An 18,217-nucleotide genomic window follows, 5' to 3' on the forward strand; every position below is an offset into this window, starting at 1 on the left:
CTAACAAGAGACCCGCCTGTTCGGAGCGACTCAGGTCACCTGGCGGGCCCGCCGGGCCCGGGTTTGCAGCGCCGCGAGGGTGTGCTCGATCGACCGGACGTTGTACCCCGGCCGGTCGGCGCGGCCGGTGACGCGCGGCCCCATGAACTTCCGCACCACCCAGCTGCCGATCCGGTACCAGTTCTCGGTGACCACGCAGCCGTCGGCGGCCGGCGTCAGCACGTACTCCCACCGCGAAACCCGCGAGCCGAGCGGCGTGCGCACGTCGAAGGCGAACCGGCGGCCGGGCTCGAACGCGACCACCCGCACCCGCGTCCACCACTGCAGCTCGCCGTTGCGGTTGCGGCCGCGGAACCGCGCGCCGAGCGCCGGGCCGGTGCCGTCCAGCCAGCGGCCGCCGACGTTCTCCGGGCTCAGCTCGCCCATCCGCGGCAGGTCGGTGACCCACGCCCACACCGTGTCCGGGTCGGCGGAGACGGGCACACTGCGCGAAATCGTCGGTTCCACGCCCCGACGGTGACAGCGGCCGCCGCCGCCGGGCAAGGCGCCGGAGTGGACTCCGCAGCCGAGAAGAGGCCGCTGCCGGAAAACCGGGCCGCCGGATCGGGTTGCCGACCCGCCGTTGTGGGTACTTGGCGCGCGGAGGAGTCCCTCGAAACGGACGGGGCGGTGGTCAGCGTGATTCCGATCGAAGTGGTGGGAATGGCCGTTCCCGTGCCCGGTGAGGCGCCGCTGATGCTGCTGCGCGAGCCGGAGGGCGCGCGCCGCTGGCTGGCGATCATGATCGGGTACGGCGAGGCGGAGGCCCTCGTGCGCGCCCGGGAACAGATCGCGCAGCCGCGCCCGGGCACCATCGAGCTGCTCGGCGACGTGCTCGCCGCGTTCGGCCAGGGCCTCGCCGCGGTCGAGCTGACCGAGGTGCGGGACGGCATCTTCTACGCCGACCTCGTGCTCGCCTCGGGCACCCGCGTCTCGGCTCGCCCGAGCGACGCGGTCGCGCTCGGCCTCCGCCAGGGCGCGCCCATCCGCGTCGCCGAAGAGGTGCTGGACGTCGCTTCCGTGCAGCTCGAGGTCGAACAGGAAGCCGAAGGGCCGGCCGCCGACGTGCTGGACGCCGAAGCCGAGGTGGCCCGGTTCCGCGCCGAGCTCGACGGCCTGCGGCCGGAGGACTTCGACGACCTGTAGGAAGATTTCTCCCGCCGGCGATGAATTCCGGCCTCGGCACCGGTACACCTGCCGGAAACCGTCCGGACGGGAGAACGATGCAGGACTTCGCGACGCGCACGGAACCGCACCGGCGTGAGCTGCTGGCGCACTGCTACCGCATGCTCGGCTCGCTCCACGAGGCCGAGGACCTGGTGCAGGAGACGCTGGTCCGCGCGTGGAAGGCGTGGGCGGGCTACGACCCCGCCCGCGCCTCGGTGCGCACCTGGCTTTACCGCATCGCCACCAACGCCTGCCTCACCGCTCTCGAAGGACGGGCCCGGCGGCCGCTGCCGTCCGGGCTCGGCGGCCCGGGCGACGACCCGGGCGCCCCGCTGACGCCGTCGTTCGAAATCCCCTGGCTGCAGCCGTTCCCGGACGCCCGCCTCGACGACCCCGGGCTGCGCCTGGCCCGCCGCGGCACGCTCCGGCTGGCGCTGCTCGCGGCGATGCAGACCCTCCCGCCGAAGCAGCGCGCGGTGCTGATCCTGCGGGACGTCCTGGAGTTCAGCGCGGCGGAAGTGGCCGGGTTCCTCGACACGACCCCGGCCGCGGTCAACAGCGCCCTGCAGCGCGCCCGCGCGGGGCTGGGCGGGCTGTCGGCCGACGAGGTGCCCGAGCCGGACGACACCGCGGTCGAAGCGGTCGTGGACCGCTACCTGCGCGCGTTCGAACGCGCCGACGTCGCCGGGCTCGTCGAGCTGCTCACCGACGACGTCGTGATGGAGATGCCGCCGGTGCCGCTGTGGTTCCGGGGCCGCGGCGACTACGGCCGGTTCCTGGAACGGATGTACGGGATGCGGGGCACGGAGTGGCGCATGACCCGCACGGCCGCCAACGGACGGCCCGCGCTCGTGGCCTACTGCCGCGACGACGCCGGGGTGTTCCGGCTGCACACGCTGCAGGTGCTCACCGTGCGAGGCGGGCGGGTCGCGCACAACGTCGTGTTCGCCGATGCGGACGTCCTGGCGCTGTTCGACCTCCCGGCGACTCAGCCGGCGGCGCGCGCTTCCGACGGACGGCCGTAGGCGCCGCCGTCGTTGCTGCGCTGCAGGAGGCCGTCGTCGACGAGGTAGCGGCGGAGTGTCGCGTGGTCGTCGTGGATCATCGAGAGCTTCTCGCGGACGTCCTGCTCGCTGTAGAGCCGGCCGGGTTCGAAGCGCTCGGCGAGGTACGCCAGCAGCAGCTGCCGCCGCCGGCCCGAATGCGGGATCGAGACGAGCCGTCCGTGGCGGAAGAGCGCGTCGAGCGGATCGACCGGGGCCTTGGCGAGCGCGTCGCGGAACACCGGCGGCACGGCCCGGTAGCGGCCCTCGGTCACGGTGACGAGTCCCGCGTCGACGAGCCGCTTCGCGAGCTTGGCGGTGGCTTGGCTCGCCTCGAGCCCGTCGGGGGCGGTGCAGATGCGGGCGAAGAGCTGGAGCCGGTCCGGGTCCGCGAGGGCGGAGACCAGCGCTTCCGGGGAGGCCATGGTCAGCGACCGTACCCGCGCTCGCCCCGGGGGTGAACCGGGTTTCGGCGCACCGGTAGGTTGCGCTGCGTGCCTCGTCCGACCGCGCCGGCGACCGTGCCCGAGGCCGTGCTGCGCACGTCGATCGTGGCGTGCCTGTTCGCCCGCGCCGATGACGACCGGCCCCTGTTCACCCACCAGGACCACGTTCGCGGCGTGGAGCACACGTTGACGTGGGCGGAGTTCGCCGCCCGGGTCCGGGTGGTGGCCGGCGAGCTGCGCCGGGTGGCCGGGCCGGGCGAGCGCGTCGCCATCCTCGCGGGCCAGGAGCTGGCCTACCCGCTGGCGTTCTTCGGCGCGCTGGCCGCCGGCCTGATCGCCGTCCCGCTGATGGCGCCGTCGAGTCCCGCGCAGGCCGGGCGGCTCGCCGGGGTCCTCGCCGACAGCGGCGCGCGGGTGTGGCTGACGTCGTCGGCCGCGGCGCCGGGACTGCCCGCGCACGAGAGCGTCGTGGTGGTCGACGAGCTCACCGGGCCCGGCGCCGATCCGGTGCCGGTGCCGCCGGACAGCCCGGCCTACCTGCAGTACACGTCCGGCTCGACGCGCGAGCCGGCCGGCGCGGTGATCCCGCACCGCGCGATCGTCGCCGCCTGCTGGCAGGGCAGTCTCGCCTACGCCGTCGACGAGGGCACCACCTGCGCCGGCTGGATCCCGTTCTTCCACGACATGGGCCTGATCCAGCTGCTGTGCCTGCCCGTCTTCTCCGGCGGGCGATCGGTGTTCATGGCGCCGGCCGAGTTCGTGCACCGGCCGGCGCGCTGGCTGCGGCAGCTCGCCGGGTACCCCGCGGTGTTCACCGCCGCGCCGAACTTCGCCTACGACCTCGCCGCCGAGGCCGGCGCCGTCGAGGACCTCGACCTGTCGGACGTCCGGGTCGCGCTGAACGGCAGCGAACCCGTCCGGCCGGCCACGATCGAGCGCTTCCACGAGGTGTTCGGGCCGCGCGGCTTCCGGCGGGAGGCGCACCGGCCGTCGTACGGGCTCGCCGAAGCCACCGTGTACGTCGCGAGCGCGGGCGAGGAGGGGCCGCGTGGCGCCGTGTTCGACCGCGAAGCCCTCGCGCAGGGCCGGGCCGTCGAAACCGACGGAGGGCAGGAACTCGTGTCCGTCGGCCGTCCCGTCGGGCAGCTCGTCCGGATCGTCCGGGACGGCCGGGAACAGCCCGAAGGCCTGGTCGGCGAGATCTGGGTGCACGGCCCGAACGTCGCGACCGGGTACTGGGGCCGCGGCGACGCCGCGGCGTTCGGTGCCGAGCTCGGCGGCCTCGCCGGCTGGCTGCGCACCGGCGACCTCGGTGTCGTGCACCGCGGCGATCTGTACGTCACCGGACGGCTCAAGGACCTCATCGTCATCGACGGCCGCAACTTCCACCCGCAGGACATCGAAGCGGCGGCCGCGGAGGCCCACCCCGCGATCCGCCGCGACCGCGTCGCCGCGTTCGGCGTCGCCGACTCCGGCGGCGAGGGCGCGGTGGTGGTGGCGGAGCGGGTGCGCGGCGCCGACGCCGACGACCGGGAGGTGACCCGGGCGGTGCTGCGCGCGGTGTCGCGCGAACACGGTCTCACGCTGCGCGCGGTACGTCTGGTCCCTTCCGGTGGACTTCCGCGCACATCGAGCGGCAAGGTCGCCCGGTCGGCCGCGAAAGCACGTTATGGTGGCGACCGTGGGTGATCACCGCGCCGAGGTCACGAAGGTCGTCTGCGACACCTTCCGGCTCGACCCGGCTCTCGTCGAGCCCGACGCGCCCCTGGAGGAGCTGGGCATCGACTCGAAGGGGCGGATCAAGCTGCTGGCGGCGCTGGAGATCTATTACGGGGTGACGATCGACCTGGACCGGCTCGACCGGTTCACCGACGTCGGGTCCGTGGCCGGCGTGCTCGCGGAAGCACTGGGAACTCGAGGATCTTCAGGAGAGGCGCTGAAATGAGCGGCGGGGGGTACACCGCGACGACCGAAGCGTTGTCGGCGGCGTCCAAGACCATCGGCGACCTGGCGGAAAACCTGCTGGACGACAACCCGGACCTGCAGACGCCGCAGGTGACGGCGGAGAAGTTCGGCCGGGCGCACGGCGCCCACGCGACCAAGTACACCGCCGGCGCCCAGGCGTTGTGGGCCGCGGTTTCCGGCTACAGCAGCACCCTCGGCTCGTTCGGCACGAACCTCGGCACCGCCGGCTCGAGCTACGGCGCCAACGAAGACAACCAGGCGGGCGCGATCACGAACGCCGGGGGCTCGCTCTGATGGCCGAGAAGAAGAAGTGGTCCGACGTCAAGGCGCTGCTCGACGACCCGAGCGTGCCCGCCGGGCAGAAGAGCGCGCTGATCAGCAGCTGGCTGCGGGAAAACCCGCCACCGCCGCCGTTCCTGGCCGACCAGGAACCGGACGAGATCAAGCAGAAGCGGCAGGAAGCCGAGAAGTACGCGCACGCCTACGCGGCGAACCCGCTGTTCGCCGGCCAGTCGGTCGACGAGGCCTACGACAAGGCCAAGGCGAGCGGCGACCAGAACAGCTACAACGAGGACCAGGAAAAGAAAGCCGTCGACGACGGCAAGAAGAAGCTCGACGAGACGAAGCCGCCCGCCGCCGCCGACGACGGAGCCGGCGCCACCGGGACGAAGACGTCCGACGAGATCTTCGACGCCGCCGCGCCCGCGCTGAAGCTGTTCGAGACGTTCGGTTCGCTGCTGGCGAAGATCCCGGCCGACTGCCGCGGCAACACCCGCGCGATCGACCTCGACAAGGACATCCGCGCGCCGTTCGACGAGCAGCGCGGGATCAGCTTCGCCGACTTCGTCGCGGACGCCGGGCACTTCAAGCGCGGCTCGGAGACGGTGGACCGGACCGAGCAGGACACCGGCTCGCAGCTGGGCACCCTGTTCGGCAGCTGGAGCGGCGCGGGTGCCGATGCCGCGTCGGACACCTACAACGACAAGATCCAGCCGAAGGCGGCCAAGCTGTCCCAGACGCTCGGCAGCGCGAGCGAGGCGACGCTGAGCACCGCCACGACGGTGTTCCAGCTGTGCAAGGGCAAGGCCGACGCCGTCATCGGGATGTACACCGACCTGGTCGGCAAGGCCGACTACACGATGGCGCAGAAGGTCGTCGCCGTCGCCAACGGCGAGCACGGCAACGAGCAGGACCTCGCCCAGATCGCGGGCTGGATGGACCTGAACTTCGGGACGAACCTGGTCAAGACGCTCAACGACCAGGGCTGCTGCGACGGCGACGAGATCAAGAAGCACGGCCAGGACCTGGCCAAGCAGTGGGTGCAGAACCAGTTCAACCCCGACATGTGGGACCGGCTGTACCAGGGTTTCGCGAAGACCTGCAAGGACACGAAGGACCTGGTCGACCAGGCGTACGACGCGCTCGACAAGGTGATGGGCGGGATCCGCAACGAGTTCGAGGGCGTGTCGCTGCCCGGCGGGTCCGGCACTCCGGGTGCGTCCGGGACCGGGGGAGCCGGTACGGCCGGCGGGTCCGGCGGCGGTGCCGGTGGTTCGGGTTCGGGTTCGGGCGGGTCCGGTAGCGGTTCGGGGTCGGGCTCGGGTTCCGGAGCCGGTGGTTCGGGTGCCGGTGGTTCGGGCTCTGGTTCCGGTGGTTCGGGGGCCGGCGGGGGTGGCGGTCAGGTGCCGCCGATTCCCGACACGAGCTCGGGTGCCGGTGCGCCGGGCGGCGGTTCGGGAGCCGGTGGCGGCGCCGGGGCCGACCTGCCGAGCGGCGCCGGCTCCGGTTCCGGAAGCGGCTCGGGAGCGGGCGGTGGCGGTGGTCAGGTGCCGCCGATCCCGGACGGGGCCGCGGCGTCGGGCGGCGGCTCCACGGGCGGTGGTTCCGGGGGCGGTGGCTCGGCCGGTGGTGGCTCGGACTCGCCGCCCGGCCAGGACGACGGATCCGCGGCGGAGGCGGCGAAGCAGCAGGCCGCGGAAGCGGCCAAGCAGCAGGCGGCTCAGGCGGCCGAGGCGGCGAAACAGAAGGCCGCGGATGCGCTGAAGGAGTTCAGCGGCCCAGGGATCCAGACCGACTCCGGCGCCGGAGCGGGCCTGGGCTCGGGTGGCGGTGCGGACTCGGGCGGTGGCTCGGGCTCCGGCGGTGGTTCGGGGCCGGGATCCGACAGCACGGCACCGTCGTCGATGACGCCGCCGTCCGACAGCGGCCAGGACGCCGCGGTCGCGGCTGCCGAAGCGGCGAAGAAGAAGGCTGCCGACGCGCTGAAGGAGTTCAGCGGTCCCGGGATCGAGACCGACTCCGGCGATGGTGCGGGCGGCGGTTCCGGTTCGGGCTCGGGTGGCAGCGACACGGGCTCGGGCTCGGGCTCGGGCGAAGACGGCAAGGCCGCGGCCGAGCAGGCCGCGGAGGACGCGAAGAAGAAGGCCGCGGACGCGCTGAAGGAGTTCGGCGGCCCGGGCATCGAGACGGATCCCGGTGACAAGCCCGGTGACAAGCCTGACAGCCTGCTCGGCGACGACGATCGGGATGTCCTCAAGGTCAAGCAGGGCGACAAGACCTTCGAGATGACCGAGCCGGACCACGACGGCAAGATGGACATCAAGGTCGGCGACGGCCCCGGCGAACCGAAGGACTTCAAGCTCGACTGGTCCGGCGACGGCAAGCCCACCGACGGTCCACAAGGGACGGACACGGACACCTTCCGCCCCGGCCCGGACGGCAAGATCCACATCAAGGACGGCGGCCTCGAGATCACCGCCGAGCGCCCCGACGGGCCGGACGGCCCGACGACGGTGACCGTCGACGACGGCAAGGGCACCCCGACGACATACACCTTGGGCGACGAAGACAAGCCGGACCGGGCCCTCGGCGACACGCCCGAGAAGCAGCTCGACGACCTGCCCACCCACCGAGGCACCCTCGAGGACCTCGCGCCGAACGACACCGGCACACCCGCCGGCGACTCGCACCACGGCGGCTCGGACCACGGCGGTGGCGACGGTTCGCACGGCGGCGGGCATGGCTCGCCCGGCGACACCGGCGGCTCGCACCACGGCGCCGGCGACGGTTCACATGGTGCTGGCGACGGTTCGCCCGGCGGCGCGCACTCCGGCGGCGGCGGTGGCGGTGCACACTCCGGCCCCTCGATGGCCGGGATCGGCGGCGGCGCGCACGTCGGCGTCTCGGGCGCGGGCTTCGACCCGGCCGCCTCCGGGCTCGGGGACGCCCCCGTCTCCGGGGGTGCCCACTCCGGCGCCGCCGCGCAGCCGCAGCCCGCGGCCGCCTTCGCGGCGGCGTCCGGTGCGCCCGGCTCAGCCGGGTCGGCCGGCTCGTCGATGTCCGGGATGCCCGGCATGGGGGCCATGGGCGGTGGCCATGGCGGTGGCGGCGGCGACACCGAGCGCCGCGCGTCCGCCTACCGCATCGACGGCGCCGTCTTCGACAACCTCGGTGAGCCCGGGCGGCGGATCATCGGTTCCCTGGACGACGAAGACCCGCGGACCAGGTAGGAGGACGCATGACCGACATCGCCGGGATGCGGGCCGAGCTCGACGGCCTCGTCCGCGAACAGGCCGATCGCCGTGCCCTGCGCGAACAGCAGGGCGAGGAGATCAAGGCCCGGTCCCACGAGTACATGACCAAGCAGGTCCAGGCGGCGGAGCGGTACGTCCAGCACGTCCGCGAGATGGCCCAGCGCAAGACCAAGTCCGGGTGGAGCACCGACCGGTCGCACGCCGAACCGGCCTCCGCCTTCGACGCGGAGGCGTATCCGGGCCCCGGCGGGTTCGAACCGGCGCCGCGGCCCGCGCGGGACGAGCCGCGGGCCGCCCGGCGGCCCCGCACCGCCGCCGAAGAGGAAGAGGACTTCAACAACCCCTGGTGAACCACAGGTCGACGGCGACCTCGGGCAGCCGCACGGTGAACGTCTCCGCCGGCGCCAGCCGCCGCCGCAGGTCCGCCTCGAACCCGGCCCGCCGCTCGCCGAACAGGTGCGGTGCCGAACTCGACAGCGAAAACACCCCGGCGACGACCTCGTCGACCGTCCGGGTGACGACCCGCCCCGGCAGCTCGAACCGCCGCGGGCCGTGGAACCCGGCCGCGCGGTAGACCGCCGCCTCGCCGCCGGGCGTGCCGTCCGGCAGCGAGCCGCGTCCCGCACGCCGCACCGGGCCGAGGTACTCGCGCACCAGCTCCGCGATCGCCGGGTGCACGATCTCGTGCGTCGACGCGTGCACGTGGGCGCAGACCCCGCCCGGCACGAGCATTCCGCGCACCGCGGCGGCGACGCGGGGCCGGTCGAACCAGTGGAACGACTGCGCGAAGGTGACCACCCGGAACGAGCCCAGCCCCGCGGGCAGTTCTTCCGCGCGCCGGTGCACCCACCGGCAGTTCCCGATCCCGGCGGCCGCCGCCAGCCGGGCCGCTTCGGCGAGCATGTCCCCGTCGGCGTCGAGCCCGACCGCTTCCTCGAACGCCCCGGCCAGCGGCAGCGTCAGCGACCCGGGTCCGCAGCCGACGTCGAGCAGCCGGCCCGATCCGTCCAGCCCGAGCTCGGTGGCGAAGGCCGTGGCGAGCTCCGCGGGATACGCCACGCGGCCCCGCGCGTAGTACGGCGCGCTGCCCGAATAGAGGGACGGGTCCCATTCCCACGCGTCGGTCACGTCTTCAGCGTAGGTACTTCGGTCGTGGACGGACCGCGGGTGTGGCTCGCCGGGGGAGAGCGGGCGATGCGACCGGCCCGGCGAGACCCGGCGGTGGTCGCCGTGGCCGGACGGAAAGGCTCGCCGGGAGCTGAACCCGCCCGGCTCCACCCGGATCAGTGAAGGGGTGTGAAACCCGGCGCGGCGGGGTACCCGGTCGCATTCTTTCCGCCGCCGAACCAGCCGGAGGTTTTCCGATGCCCGTGCGCGCCGCCGCCCCGCCCGCCCGTGATGTCACCGGCCTGGCGCTGGAAGTCCTTGCCGCGCAAGGACTCAGCCGTCCGGCCGCCCAGGCCGCCCTCGTTTCGATGGCCCAAGAAAGAGGCGTGACCGTGGCGCGGTGCGCCGCGCTCGTCGTGGCCGCCGTCGACGGGCAGGTGGGCTGATGGCCTTCGCCGCCCGGGCCGGGGACCAGGACACCGCGTCGGTCGGTGGGAGCGTGCTGCTCGCCGTCGGGCTCGTCGTCGCATTCTTCGGCTGGTGGTCCTGGTGGACCGTCGCCGGGCTCGTCGTCGCCGTCGCCGGCGCGCTGTGGCTCACAGTCGCCCCTCGCGACGAGTAACCCGTCCGGGACGGGGAACGCCGCTTCCGACCGAGTATCGAGCCAGGAGGAGGCCGTTCCATGGCGGAACACGACGAGGACGTCATCGAGTTCCTGCAGCGCCAGCACCGGGAAATCCGCGAGCTGTTCGCCGCGCTGGAAACCGCGGAAGGCGACCGGCGGCGGGACCTGTTCCACGACCTCGTGCGGCTGCTCGCCGTGCACGAGACCGCCGAGGAACTGGTCGTGCACCCCGAGATCCGCGACCTCGAGCCCGCGGCGAAGCCGGTCGTCGAGGCGCGGCTGGGTGAGGAGCACCGGGCGAAGGAACTGCTGACCACCCTGCAGAAGATGGGCCCGGAAGCCGACGGCTTCGACACCCTGCTCGTCCAGCTGCGCGAGGACGTCCTCGCACACGCCGAGCACGAAGAGCGCGACGAGTTCCCGCTGCTGCGGGCCCACCGCCCGCCCGAGCGGCTGCGGGCGATGGCCGCGACCGCCAAGGTGGCCGAAGCGGTCGGGCCGACCCGGCCGCACCCCGGCGTCGAGAGCGCGAAGGCGAACCTGCTGCTGGGCGCGCCCGCGGCGATCATGGACCGGGCGCGGGACCTCATCCGCGGCGCGCTGGGAGGCTGAGGCGTGACCGAGCCCGGCGACGACGTCACCGATCCGGAGGAATTCGCCGAGGAAGCCGGCACCGACCCGACCCCGCAGGAGGTCGCCGAATACGAGGAGCTGGCGAAGAAGAACCCACCCTGGTCGTCACCGGACTGACTGGGTACTCCCCGGGCATGGCAGCAGACCCGGCCCGCAAACTGCGGCGCTACCAGGAGATGCGCGACTTCGACCGGACCGCGGAGCCGGCCGGCGGGTCCGCCGGTCCGGACGGCCACCGGTTCGTGGTGCAGCGGCACCGCGCGCGCCGGCTGCACTACGACTTCCGCCTCGAACTCGGCGGCGTGCTGGTCAGCTGGGCGGTGCCGAAGGGCCCGACGCTGGACCCGAAGGCGCGCCGGCTGGCCGTGCACGTCGAGGACCACCCGATCGAGTACGCCGGGTTCGAGGGCGTCATCCCGCGCGGCGAGTACGGCGGCGGGGACGTCATCGTCTGGGACCGCGGCGTCTGGCGGCCGGTCGAACCCGACCCGGCCCGCGCGATCGAGGCCGGGACGCTGCACTTCGACCTCGAGGGCGAGAAGCTGGCCGGGCGGTTCGTCCTCGTCCGCACCAGCCGCGGCGAGAAGGACCAGTGGTTCCTCCTGCACAAGCAGGACGAGCACGCGCAGGCCGGCTGGGACGCCGAAGACCACCCGCGCTCGGTGAAGAGCGGCCGCACCAACGACGAGGTAGCGGCCGCTCCCGACGCCCTGTGGCACGGCGACCGCCCGGCCGCGGAGGCGGAGGAATCCGTCGGCGGCTGGCAGGCCCCCACCGAAGACGAACTGGCCGCCCTCGACGCTTTGGGCGTGAAGGGCCGGTGGTCGGTGGCGGGCCGCGAGCTGGCCCTGACCAACCTGGACAAGGTGCTCTTCCCGGCGGCCGGCGGCGGGAAGCCCGTCACGAAGCGGGACCTCATCCGGTACTACGCCACCGTCGGCCCGGTCATGCTGCCGTACCTGGCCGGCCGCCCGCTCAACACCCACCGGTTCCCGCAAGGTGTCACCGAGCCGGGCTTCTGGCAGAAGGAGGTCCCGCGGCACGCGCCCGACTGGCTGACCACCTGGCGCAACGAGCGTGCCGAGCCGGGGGAGAGCCAGCGGTACGTCGTCGCCGACAGCGTCGCGACGCTGGCCTGGCTGGCGAACTACGGCGCGCTGGAGCTGCACGCCTGGACCTCCCGCGCCACCGACGTCGACCACCCGACGTGGGTGCTGTTCGACATCGACCCGGGCCCGGAGACGACGTTCGAAGAGGTCCTGGAGCTGGCGCGGCTGCACCGCACCGCGCTCGAGCACCTGGGCCTCACCGGCCGGCCCAAGGTGACCGGGCAGCGCGGCGTCCAGGTGTGGGTGCCGATCGCCCCGCACTGCACGTTCGAGCAGACCCGCGCCTGGGCGGAGACGGTGTCCCGGACGATCGGGCGCGTGCTGCCCGACCTGGTCAGCTGGGCCTGGACGAAGGACAAGCGCCGCGGCCGCGCCCGGCTCGACTACACGCAGAACGTGCTGAACAAGACGCTCGTCGCCCCCTACAGCGTCCGGCCGCGGCCCGGCGCGCCGGTTTCCGTGCCGCTGGAGTGGGACGAGCTGGACGACCCGCGGCTCGCGCCCGATCGCTGGACGATCCGGGACCTCCCGGGCCGCCTGGCCGAGCACGGCGACCCGTTCTCGGTGCTGCTGGGTCTCGAACAGAAGCTGCCGGGCCTGTAGGCCTCACGCCCGGACGGTTTCCAGCGCCCGCGGCTGCAGCCGGTCGAGTTCCGCGCGGGACAGGTGCGGGCGCCCACCCGCGTGCCCGGTCGTCGCCGCCGCGGCCGCGACGGCCAGGCTCGCCGCCGTCTCCAGCGGACGGCGGCGGGTCAGCGCCGCGGTCAGGGTGGCGACGAGCGCGTCACCGGCGCCGGTCGGATCGACGACGTCGGTCTCGACGTCCGGCACGAACCAGGTGCCCTCCGGCCCGGCGAACAGGTTGCCCTGGCCGGAGACTTCGAGCACCACCAGGGACGGCCCCCGCCGCCGGAGGTCGGCGGCCGCCCGCGCGGCCGCGGCGACGTCGGCCACCGGCTGCCCGGTGAGGAGCTCGGCTTCGTGCCCGTCGGCGCGCACGACGTCGGCGAGGGCGAGCAGGCCGGGCGTCAGCGCGTCGTCCTGGGGTGCGCCGTCCAGCACCACCCGGGTGCCCGCCGTGTGCGCCAGCCGGGCCGCCAGCAGGGCCACCGGTGCGGGCTGCTGCAGCTGCACGATGAGGGAGGCGGCGGCCGAGATGGGGGCCGCCGCGGCGAAGACGTCCTCCTCGGTGAGCAGCGTCCCCTCCGGGACGTGCTCGAGGTAGCGGCGCCGGCCGTGGTCCTCGACGACGTCGACGAGCAGGGCCGTCTCGGTGCCCGCCCGGCGGATCACGTGCGAGGTGCCGATCCGGTCGGCCCGGGCCTGGGCGAGCAGCGCGTCCCCGGTGCGGTCGCGGCCGACGACGCCGACCAGCGACACCGACATCCCGAGCTGGCCCAGCGCCACGGCCTGGTTCGCGCCCTTCCCGCCGAGCAGCTCCTGCCGGTGCTTCACGGGCGCCGACGAGTCCGCATCGGGCGCGTCGGGGACTTCGATCACCAGGTCGCGGGCGATCTGCCCGGCGACGACGACTTCGCTGAACATCATCGGGACCACCGGTGGGTCATGGCGCCTCCTCGGCTCACCGATCGGCTACCCCGGCCGCGCCGCCGGGTAAACCGCTCGTTCGGGTCGGTGGTTGCCGGGCGCTGTCCGGGGTAGCCCTGCCGCCATGAGCGACCGGAAGGTGGCCGAGCTGCGCCGGCTGGCCGCGGACCGCTTCGGCTGGGCCGAGCTGTCCGCCGAGCAGGCCGAGGCGATGAGCGCGGCGAGCGAGGGGCGGGATGTGCTGGTGGTACTGCCCACCGGCGCCGGGAAGTCGGCGATCTACCAGGTGCCGGCGCTGGTGCTGCCCGGGCCGGCGGTGGTCGTCTCGCCGCTGCTGGCGCTGCAGCGGGACCAGATCGAGGGCCTCGACGCCGCGGCCGTGCCGGACGCCGTGGCCCTCGATTCGCGGCAGTCGGCGGCCGAGCGGGACCACGTGTGGGACGCGATCCGGGGCGGAACGGCGGAGTACGTCTTCCTGTCGCCGGAACAGCTGGCGAAGGACGAGGTCGTGGCCGGGCTGGCCGCGGCGGCGGTGTCGCTGTTCGTCGTCGACGAGGCCCACTGCGTTTCGGCGTGGGGCCACGACTTCCGGCCCGACTACCTGCGCCTGGCCCCGGTGGTCGAGCGGCTCGGGCGGCCACCGGTCGTCGCCCTCACCGCCACCGCGGCCGCGCCGGTCCGGGACGACATCGTCGCGGCACTCGGCCTGCGGGACCCGGTGCGGGTGACCGCGAGCTTCGACCGGCCGAACCTGCACCTGGCGGTCGCGCGGTTCACCGACGACGCCGCGAAGCGCGCGGCGGTGGTGGAGCGGGTGGCGGCGATGCCCGGCAGCGGCCTGCTCTACACCGCGAGCCGCCGGGAGACCGAGGACTACGCCGAGGCCTTGTCCGGCCGCGGCGTCCGTGCCTTCGCCTACCACGCCGGGATGAAGGCCGCCGACCGCGACGCGGTGCACGAGCGGTTCGCCGCGGGGGAGACCGACGTCGTGGTCGCGACCTCGGCGTTCGGCATGGGCATCGACAAACCCGACGTGCGGTTCGTCGTGCACGCTTCGGTCCCGGACTCGGTCGACACGTACTACCAGCAGATCGGCCGCGCCGGCCGGGACGGCGAACCGGCGGAGGTACTGCTCTGCTACCGGCCGGAAGACCTGGCGCGGCAACGGTTCCTGACCCGGTCCGCGCCGCCGGAGGCCGAGCTGCGGGCGGTCGTCGAAGCGCTGCGGCCGGGACCGCTGGGCCGCCGGCAGCTCGCCGAGGCCGTCCCCGGCCCGGCCGTGCGGCGGACCCGCGCCCTCGGCCTGCTCGAACGCGGCGGCGACGTGGTCACCGGGCCGGACGGCCGGTGCGCGCTCACCGCCGGCCGCGCGGCCACCGGTGCGGTCATCAGGCGGGCGCTCGAAGCGGCGGAGCGGGCGGCCGAGCTCGTCCGCTCGCGGGTGGAGATGATGCGCGCCTACGCGGAGACCACCGGCTGCCGCCGCCGGTACCTGCTCGGGTACTTCGGCGAGGAACTCGCGAAGCCGTGCGGTCACTGTGACACCTGTGAAGCCGGTGCCGCGGCCGAGGACCGGCCGCCCGCGGGGGAGTTCCGCGCGGAGAACGTCGTCCGGCACGCCGAGTGGGGCCGTGGCGTCGTGATGACCGTCGAGGACGACAAGCTCACCGTCCTCTTCGACGACGTCGGCTACCGGACGCTCTCGCTGCCGGTGGTGCGGGACCAGGAACTCCTGGACCGCTGCTGACCGCAGCCGGGTGATCAGGTTCCCCCGGACGGCCCTGCCGGTTCGCCTTTCCGCGTGGCCGGTCCCACAACTCCGGCCGCGTCGGAGGCGGACGGCCGCGCCGTGCGGTAAATCAAGGGAACCCAGACCGGTGGAGGTGCGGTGACCGAGACTCTGATGAACGCGGCGGATCGCTGGAGACCCCTGGCCGAACTGCTGCAGGCGCTGCTCGAGCGCATCGCCGGGGAGCTGCCCGGCTGGCTCGGCGCGGGCTTGACCGTCAGCCGCGGCGAGCTGCCGCTGCGGGTGCTGGCCGCCGTGGGGGCCGGCGAGCAGGTGCTGCCCGCCCAGCTGGCGCACGGCGGCCCGGCTCCCGTCGCGCACGCCACCGGCGAGCCGGTCGTCACGGACCGCCTCTTCGGCGACGAGCGCTGGCCGGCACTGACCCGCGAAACCGTCTTCGACGGCGGCCCGGCGGTCGCGGCCATCCGCGGCGCCGTCGCGCTGCCCGGGTTCTGGGACGAAGACGGGGCCTTCGTGCTGTCGGTCACGCTCGACCGGCCACCGGGTACGGAAACCCTGGACGTCCTGCGGCGCTACGCGAAACTCACCGAGATGACGCTGGTGGTCGCCGAGACCGCCACCGCGGGCGACCCCGATCAGATGCTGGACCTGCTGGCGTCCCGCGCCGCCATCGAGCAGGCGAAGGGCGCGATCATGGCGGTCCGGCGGTGCTCGCCGGAAGAGGCCTGGCAGACGCTGCGCCGCGCCAGCCAGGAGTTCAACGTCAAGGTCCGCGAGCTGGCGGTCGCGCTCGTCGAGCACCTCGGGGGCCGGCTGCCCGCTTCGCCCGACGGCCTCCGCGAGATCCGGCCCGGCGCCCCGGCCCACCACGCCGCGGAGCAGCTCTGGTCGGCCTTCACGAGCGTCTCTCCATAGGGGGAGCGTTTCCCGGACGGGTGTTTGGGTATCAAGACCCCGTCCTTGATCACTGTCCTTGATACGTCACTGCGTCGCCGGCACCACGCCGGCGCGGAAGGCCAACTGAACCCGTGTCCCCCACCTTTCCGGTCCCCACCCGGTCCGCGCCCCTCACCGCGCGCCGGACGGAGTACCGCCCCGGTTTCCTGGTGCTCACCCTGACCGGCGAAATCGACGCGCTGACCCTGCCGATCCTCGAGCGCGAGCTGGGATCGGCTCCACCGGGAACGACGGTGGTGGACCTCACCCAGGTGGCCTTCGTCGGCCTGGCCGGCGCACGGGCCCTGGCCGCGGCGGCCGAGCGGGCGGGTGCGGCGGGCCGGCGGTTCGGGGTGGTGGCGAGCGGCCGGACGCTGGCGCGGCTGTTCCGGATCACCGGGCTGGCGGCGGTGGTGCCGATGTTCGCGTCGTTGTCGGATGCGCTGCGGGAGCTGCTGGCGGCCGAGGTGCACGAGCCCGCCTGCTGAAGTGGGCTGAGCGGCTGAGCGGCGCGCGGGCTCTGGCCGCGGCGGCTGAACGGGCTGGTGCGGGGCGGGTTGGCGGTTCGGGGTAGCGGCGAACAGCCGGGCGCTGGCGCGGCTGTTTTGGATCACCGGGCTGGCGGCTGAGGTGCACGAGCGCGCCTGCTGAGCGGGCTGAGGGGCTGGTGCGGCGGGCTGGCACTGGCCGCGGCGGGTGCGGCGGGTCGGCGGTTCGGGGTAGCGGCGAACAGACCGGACGCTGGCGCGGCTGTTTTGGATCACCGGGCTGGCGGCCGAGGTGCACGAGCCCGCCTGCTGAGCGAGCCGAGCGGCTGAGTGGCCGAGCGAGCTGAGCGAGCTGAGCGGGCCGAGCGGCTCAGCGAGCGATCGGCGAGCCCACACCGTGCCCCAGCTCGCCCGCCGGCCACGCTCGGCGGGCGGTCCAGCGGGCGACCAGCACACCCGCGTCCTGCCGGAACTCGCCGCCGCCGTGGGTCAAGACGGCGCGGGTGAGGCGGCGGGCGATCTCCGGGGGCAGTTCGGCGGCGTCCCGGCCGAGGTGCCCGGTGATCCGGGCCCGGCCGAACGGCTGCCCGGCGCCGTCCACGGTTTCGGCGACCCCGCGTGAGCACAGTGCGAGCAGGTCGCCCGGTTGGAGCCGGAGCTCAGTGACCGGGGGTGGCTCGCCGGCCGGGGAGAAGCGCGGGGCGGCCGGCGCGGTGAGCGGGAGCGCCTCGCCGCGGCGGACGACCAGGGGTGCCTGCCCGGCGCCGAGCAGGCGCAGGAGGCCGGTGTCCAGCTCCAGCTCGGCGAGCACGCCCTTCACGGCCGGCGCGTCCTGAATGCTGGCCAGCTCGGCGGCGACCGCGGCGAACTGCTCGCCGAGGGAGGCGCCGCCGTGGCGGGCGGCGCGGTGGGCGGCGAGGGCGGACACGACGGCGGTGTTCGCGCTGCCGGTGCGCACGCCGGCGTCGAACATCGCCAGCTGCGCCCGCTCCTCCGAGAGTGCGTAGTCGAACACGGTGCCGCACAGGTCGTACGCCGGCTGGACGCTCACGCCCACGACGACGCTTTCGGTGGCGCCGGTGAGCGGCGGCAGGCTCTGCCACAGCAGCTCGGCGGGGGAGCCGCGGCGACGGTGGCGGCGACGGCGGTCCAGCCCGTCGCCGTACTGGGTCGTGATCGTGATCAGGTGCCCGAGCAGCGCGGCCAGCCACCGGCACTGCTCCCGCAGCGCCGGGTCGTCCGGGTCGGCGTCGCCGGACGGGACGATTTCGAGCACCCCGAGCCGTTCGACGCCGTCGAGCAACACTGTCCACAATGTACCGTCGCAGGTCAGGGTCGCGGCCCGGCGGTAGACGTCCCCGCCGACGGTGGTGTCGATGTCCAGTTCCGCCGCGCCCGGCCGCAGCGGCACGAGCGTGCGCTGGTCGTAGTCGGCGAGGTAGACGCCGATCGTCAGGTCGAGCGCGCGGCCCGCCTCGGCGACCACCGCCGGCAGCCGCTCGGGCGGTGCGCGGTGCGCACCTTCGAGCAGGTCGACGAGCGCCTTCAGAGGGCCGTGCAACGGCTTCGCGTCCTGGATCGAGTGGCTGTAGGGCGCGCGGGCCGGCCCGGTCACCTCGTCGAGCCGTTCGTTGACGGCATGGGCGACCATGTCGCGGTCGACGCGGGGCAGCGTGACCAGCGCGTTGAGGTAGGCGTCCAGTTCCAGCAGGCTGAGGCTGCCACCGAGCGCGAAGTACCGCATCCACAGCTGTTCCAGCGTCAGGTCGCTCCGGGCGAAGCACGCGGCGATCAGCCGCCGCTGTTCCTCCTCGGGCAGGAAACGCAT

The 18,217-nt window shown here is 74.1% G+C and carries 20 protein-coding genes; 15 read left to right on the plus strand and 5 right to left on the minus strand.

Translation table 11 applies throughout. From position 1 onward, the window contains the following. Positions 1 to 30: 30 nt before the first annotated feature. Entirely contained in the window at positions 31 to 507 is a 477-nt protein-coding gene (locus AB0M30_RS05035) for an SRPBCC family protein (protein WP_364579987.1), read from the minus strand. Between the two features lie 162 nt (positions 508 to 669). On the opposite strand from AB0M30_RS05035, the gene AB0M30_RS05040 reads away from it, so the two are divergent. Together AB0M30_RS05040 and AB0M30_RS05045 are read left to right on the plus strand one after the other, a co-directional pair. Beyond that, complete coding sequence (locus tag AB0M30_RS05040; protein WP_103339416.1) at positions 670 to 1,185, plus strand: bifunctional nuclease family protein; 516 nt, start codon at positions 670 to 672, stop codon at positions 1,183 to 1,185. 77 nt (positions 1,186 to 1,262) lie between these two features. Beyond that, the gene (locus AB0M30_RS05045; RefSeq protein ID WP_364579990.1) at positions 1,263 to 2,231 is read left to right on the plus strand and encodes a sigma-70 family RNA polymerase sigma factor; all 969 of its coding nucleotides are present in this window, start codon (positions 1,263 to 1,265) and stop codon (positions 2,229 to 2,231) included. On the opposite strand, the gene AB0M30_RS05050 is transcribed toward AB0M30_RS05045, so the two are convergent. Next, complete coding sequence (locus tag AB0M30_RS05050) at positions 2,195 to 2,674, minus strand: DUF2087 domain-containing protein (RefSeq protein WP_364579993.1); 480 nt, start codon at positions 2,672 to 2,674, stop codon at positions 2,195 to 2,197. The two genes, AB0M30_RS05045 and AB0M30_RS05050, sit on opposite strands and share 37 nt — an antisense overlap. 69 nt (positions 2,675 to 2,743) lie before the next feature. On the opposite strand from AB0M30_RS05050, the gene AB0M30_RS05055 reads away from it, so the two are divergent. From AB0M30_RS05055 to AB0M30_RS05075, 5 genes are read left to right on the plus strand one after another with little or no spacing between them, the layout of a single operon-like run. Then, positions 2,744 to 4,384, plus strand: a complete 1,641-nt coding sequence (locus tag AB0M30_RS05055) for a fatty acyl-AMP ligase (protein WP_364579996.1) — start codon at positions 2,744 to 2,746, stop codon at positions 4,382 to 4,384. Further along, positions 4,377 to 4,640, plus strand: a complete 264-nt coding sequence (locus tag AB0M30_RS05060) for an acyl carrier protein (protein WP_230468895.1) — start codon at positions 4,377 to 4,379, stop codon at positions 4,638 to 4,640. Before AB0M30_RS05055 ends, AB0M30_RS05060 begins: the two co-directional genes overlap by 8 nt. Continuing rightward, the gene (locus AB0M30_RS05065) at positions 4,637 to 4,954 is read left to right on the plus strand and encodes a hypothetical protein (RefSeq protein WP_103338882.1); all 318 of its coding nucleotides are present in this window, start codon (positions 4,637 to 4,639) and stop codon (positions 4,952 to 4,954) included. Before AB0M30_RS05060 ends, AB0M30_RS05065 begins: the two co-directional genes overlap by 4 nt. Next, positions 4,954 to 8,169 carry a WXG100 family type VII secretion target gene (locus tag AB0M30_RS05070; RefSeq protein ID WP_364580000.1) on the plus strand — a complete coding sequence of 1,072 codons (3,216 nt, stop codon included), beginning with the start codon at positions 4,954 to 4,956 and terminating at the stop codon, positions 8,167 to 8,169. The genes AB0M30_RS05065 and AB0M30_RS05070 overlap by 1 nt, the downstream gene beginning before the upstream one ends. 8 nt (positions 8,170 to 8,177) lie before the next feature. Further along, on the plus strand, positions 8,178 to 8,543 hold the full coding sequence (locus AB0M30_RS05075) for a hypothetical protein (RefSeq protein ID WP_364580002.1): 366 nt from the start codon (positions 8,178 to 8,180) through the stop codon (positions 8,541 to 8,543). Here AB0M30_RS05075 and AB0M30_RS05080 read toward each other — a convergent pair. Then, on the minus strand, positions 8,527 to 9,321 hold the full coding sequence (locus AB0M30_RS05080; RefSeq protein ID WP_364580005.1) for a class I SAM-dependent methyltransferase: 795 nt from the start codon (positions 9,319 to 9,321) through the stop codon (positions 8,527 to 8,529). The genes AB0M30_RS05075 and AB0M30_RS05080 overlap by 17 nt on opposite strands. Before the next feature lie 236 nt (positions 9,322 to 9,557). Here AB0M30_RS05080 and AB0M30_RS05085 point away from each other — a divergent pair, with 236 nt between their 5' ends. The 5 genes from AB0M30_RS05085 to ligD are packed head-to-tail and all read left to right on the plus strand — an operon-like array spanning position 9,558 to position 12,270. Beyond that, complete coding sequence (locus tag AB0M30_RS05085; RefSeq protein ID WP_364580008.1) at positions 9,558 to 9,746, plus strand: hypothetical protein; 189 nt, start codon at positions 9,558 to 9,560, stop codon at positions 9,744 to 9,746. After that, positions 9,746 to 9,922, plus strand: a complete 177-nt coding sequence (locus tag AB0M30_RS05090) for a hypothetical protein (protein ID WP_364580011.1) — start codon at positions 9,746 to 9,748, stop codon at positions 9,920 to 9,922. Before AB0M30_RS05085 ends, AB0M30_RS05090 begins: the two co-directional genes overlap by 1 nt. 60 nt (positions 9,923 to 9,982) lie before the next feature. Beyond that, entirely contained in the window at positions 9,983 to 10,537 is a 555-nt protein-coding gene (locus tag AB0M30_RS05095; protein ID WP_364580013.1) for a hemerythrin domain-containing protein, read from the plus strand. A 3-nt stretch (positions 10,538 to 10,540) separates the two neighbouring features. After that, a complete protein-coding gene (locus tag AB0M30_RS05100) occupies positions 10,541 to 10,675 on the plus strand; it encodes a hypothetical protein (protein ID WP_255410548.1) in 135 nt (44 codons plus the stop codon). A gap of 17 nt (positions 10,676 to 10,692) precedes the next feature. After that, positions 10,693 to 12,270, plus strand: coding sequence for a non-homologous end-joining DNA ligase (ligD, locus tag AB0M30_RS05105; protein WP_364580016.1), 1,578 nt, complete (start codon positions 10,693 to 10,695; stop codon positions 12,268 to 12,270). Between the two features lie 3 nt (positions 12,271 to 12,273). Here ligD and AB0M30_RS05110 read toward each other — a convergent pair whose 3' ends face one another. Further along, on the minus strand, positions 12,274 to 13,215 hold the full coding sequence (locus AB0M30_RS05110; protein ID WP_364580019.1) for a PfkB family carbohydrate kinase: 942 nt from the start codon (positions 13,213 to 13,215) through the stop codon (positions 12,274 to 12,276). A 124-nt stretch (positions 13,216 to 13,339) separates the two neighbouring features. On the opposite strand from AB0M30_RS05110, the gene AB0M30_RS05115 reads away from it, so the two are divergent. The 3 genes from AB0M30_RS05115 to AB0M30_RS05125 all read left to right on the plus strand — a co-directional run bounded on the left by AB0M30_RS05115 (position 13,340) and on the right by AB0M30_RS05125 (position 16,389). Further along, complete coding sequence (locus AB0M30_RS05115; RefSeq protein ID WP_364580021.1) at positions 13,340 to 14,962, plus strand: RecQ family ATP-dependent DNA helicase; 1,623 nt, start codon at positions 13,340 to 13,342, stop codon at positions 14,960 to 14,962. Positions 14,963 to 15,103: 141 nt separating this feature from the next. After that, positions 15,104 to 15,880, plus strand: coding sequence for an ANTAR domain-containing protein (locus AB0M30_RS05120; protein ID WP_364580024.1), 777 nt, complete (start codon positions 15,104 to 15,106; stop codon positions 15,878 to 15,880). Positions 15,881 to 15,993: 113 nt separating this feature from the next. Then, the gene (locus tag AB0M30_RS05125) at positions 15,994 to 16,389 is read left to right on the plus strand and encodes an STAS domain-containing protein (protein WP_364580027.1); all 396 of its coding nucleotides are present in this window, start codon (positions 15,994 to 15,996) and stop codon (positions 16,387 to 16,389) included. A 370-nt stretch (positions 16,390 to 16,759) separates the two neighbouring features. On the opposite strand, the gene AB0M30_RS05130 is transcribed toward AB0M30_RS05125, so the two are convergent. Beyond that, positions 16,760 to 18,217, minus strand: coding sequence for a PP2C family protein-serine/threonine phosphatase (locus AB0M30_RS05130; RefSeq protein ID WP_364580030.1), 1,458 nt, complete (start codon positions 18,215 to 18,217; stop codon positions 16,760 to 16,762).

This window comes from Amycolatopsis sp. NPDC051716 (genome assembly GCF_040681595.1).
GTDB lineage: Bacteria > Actinomycetota > Actinomycetes > Mycobacteriales > Pseudonocardiaceae > Amycolatopsis.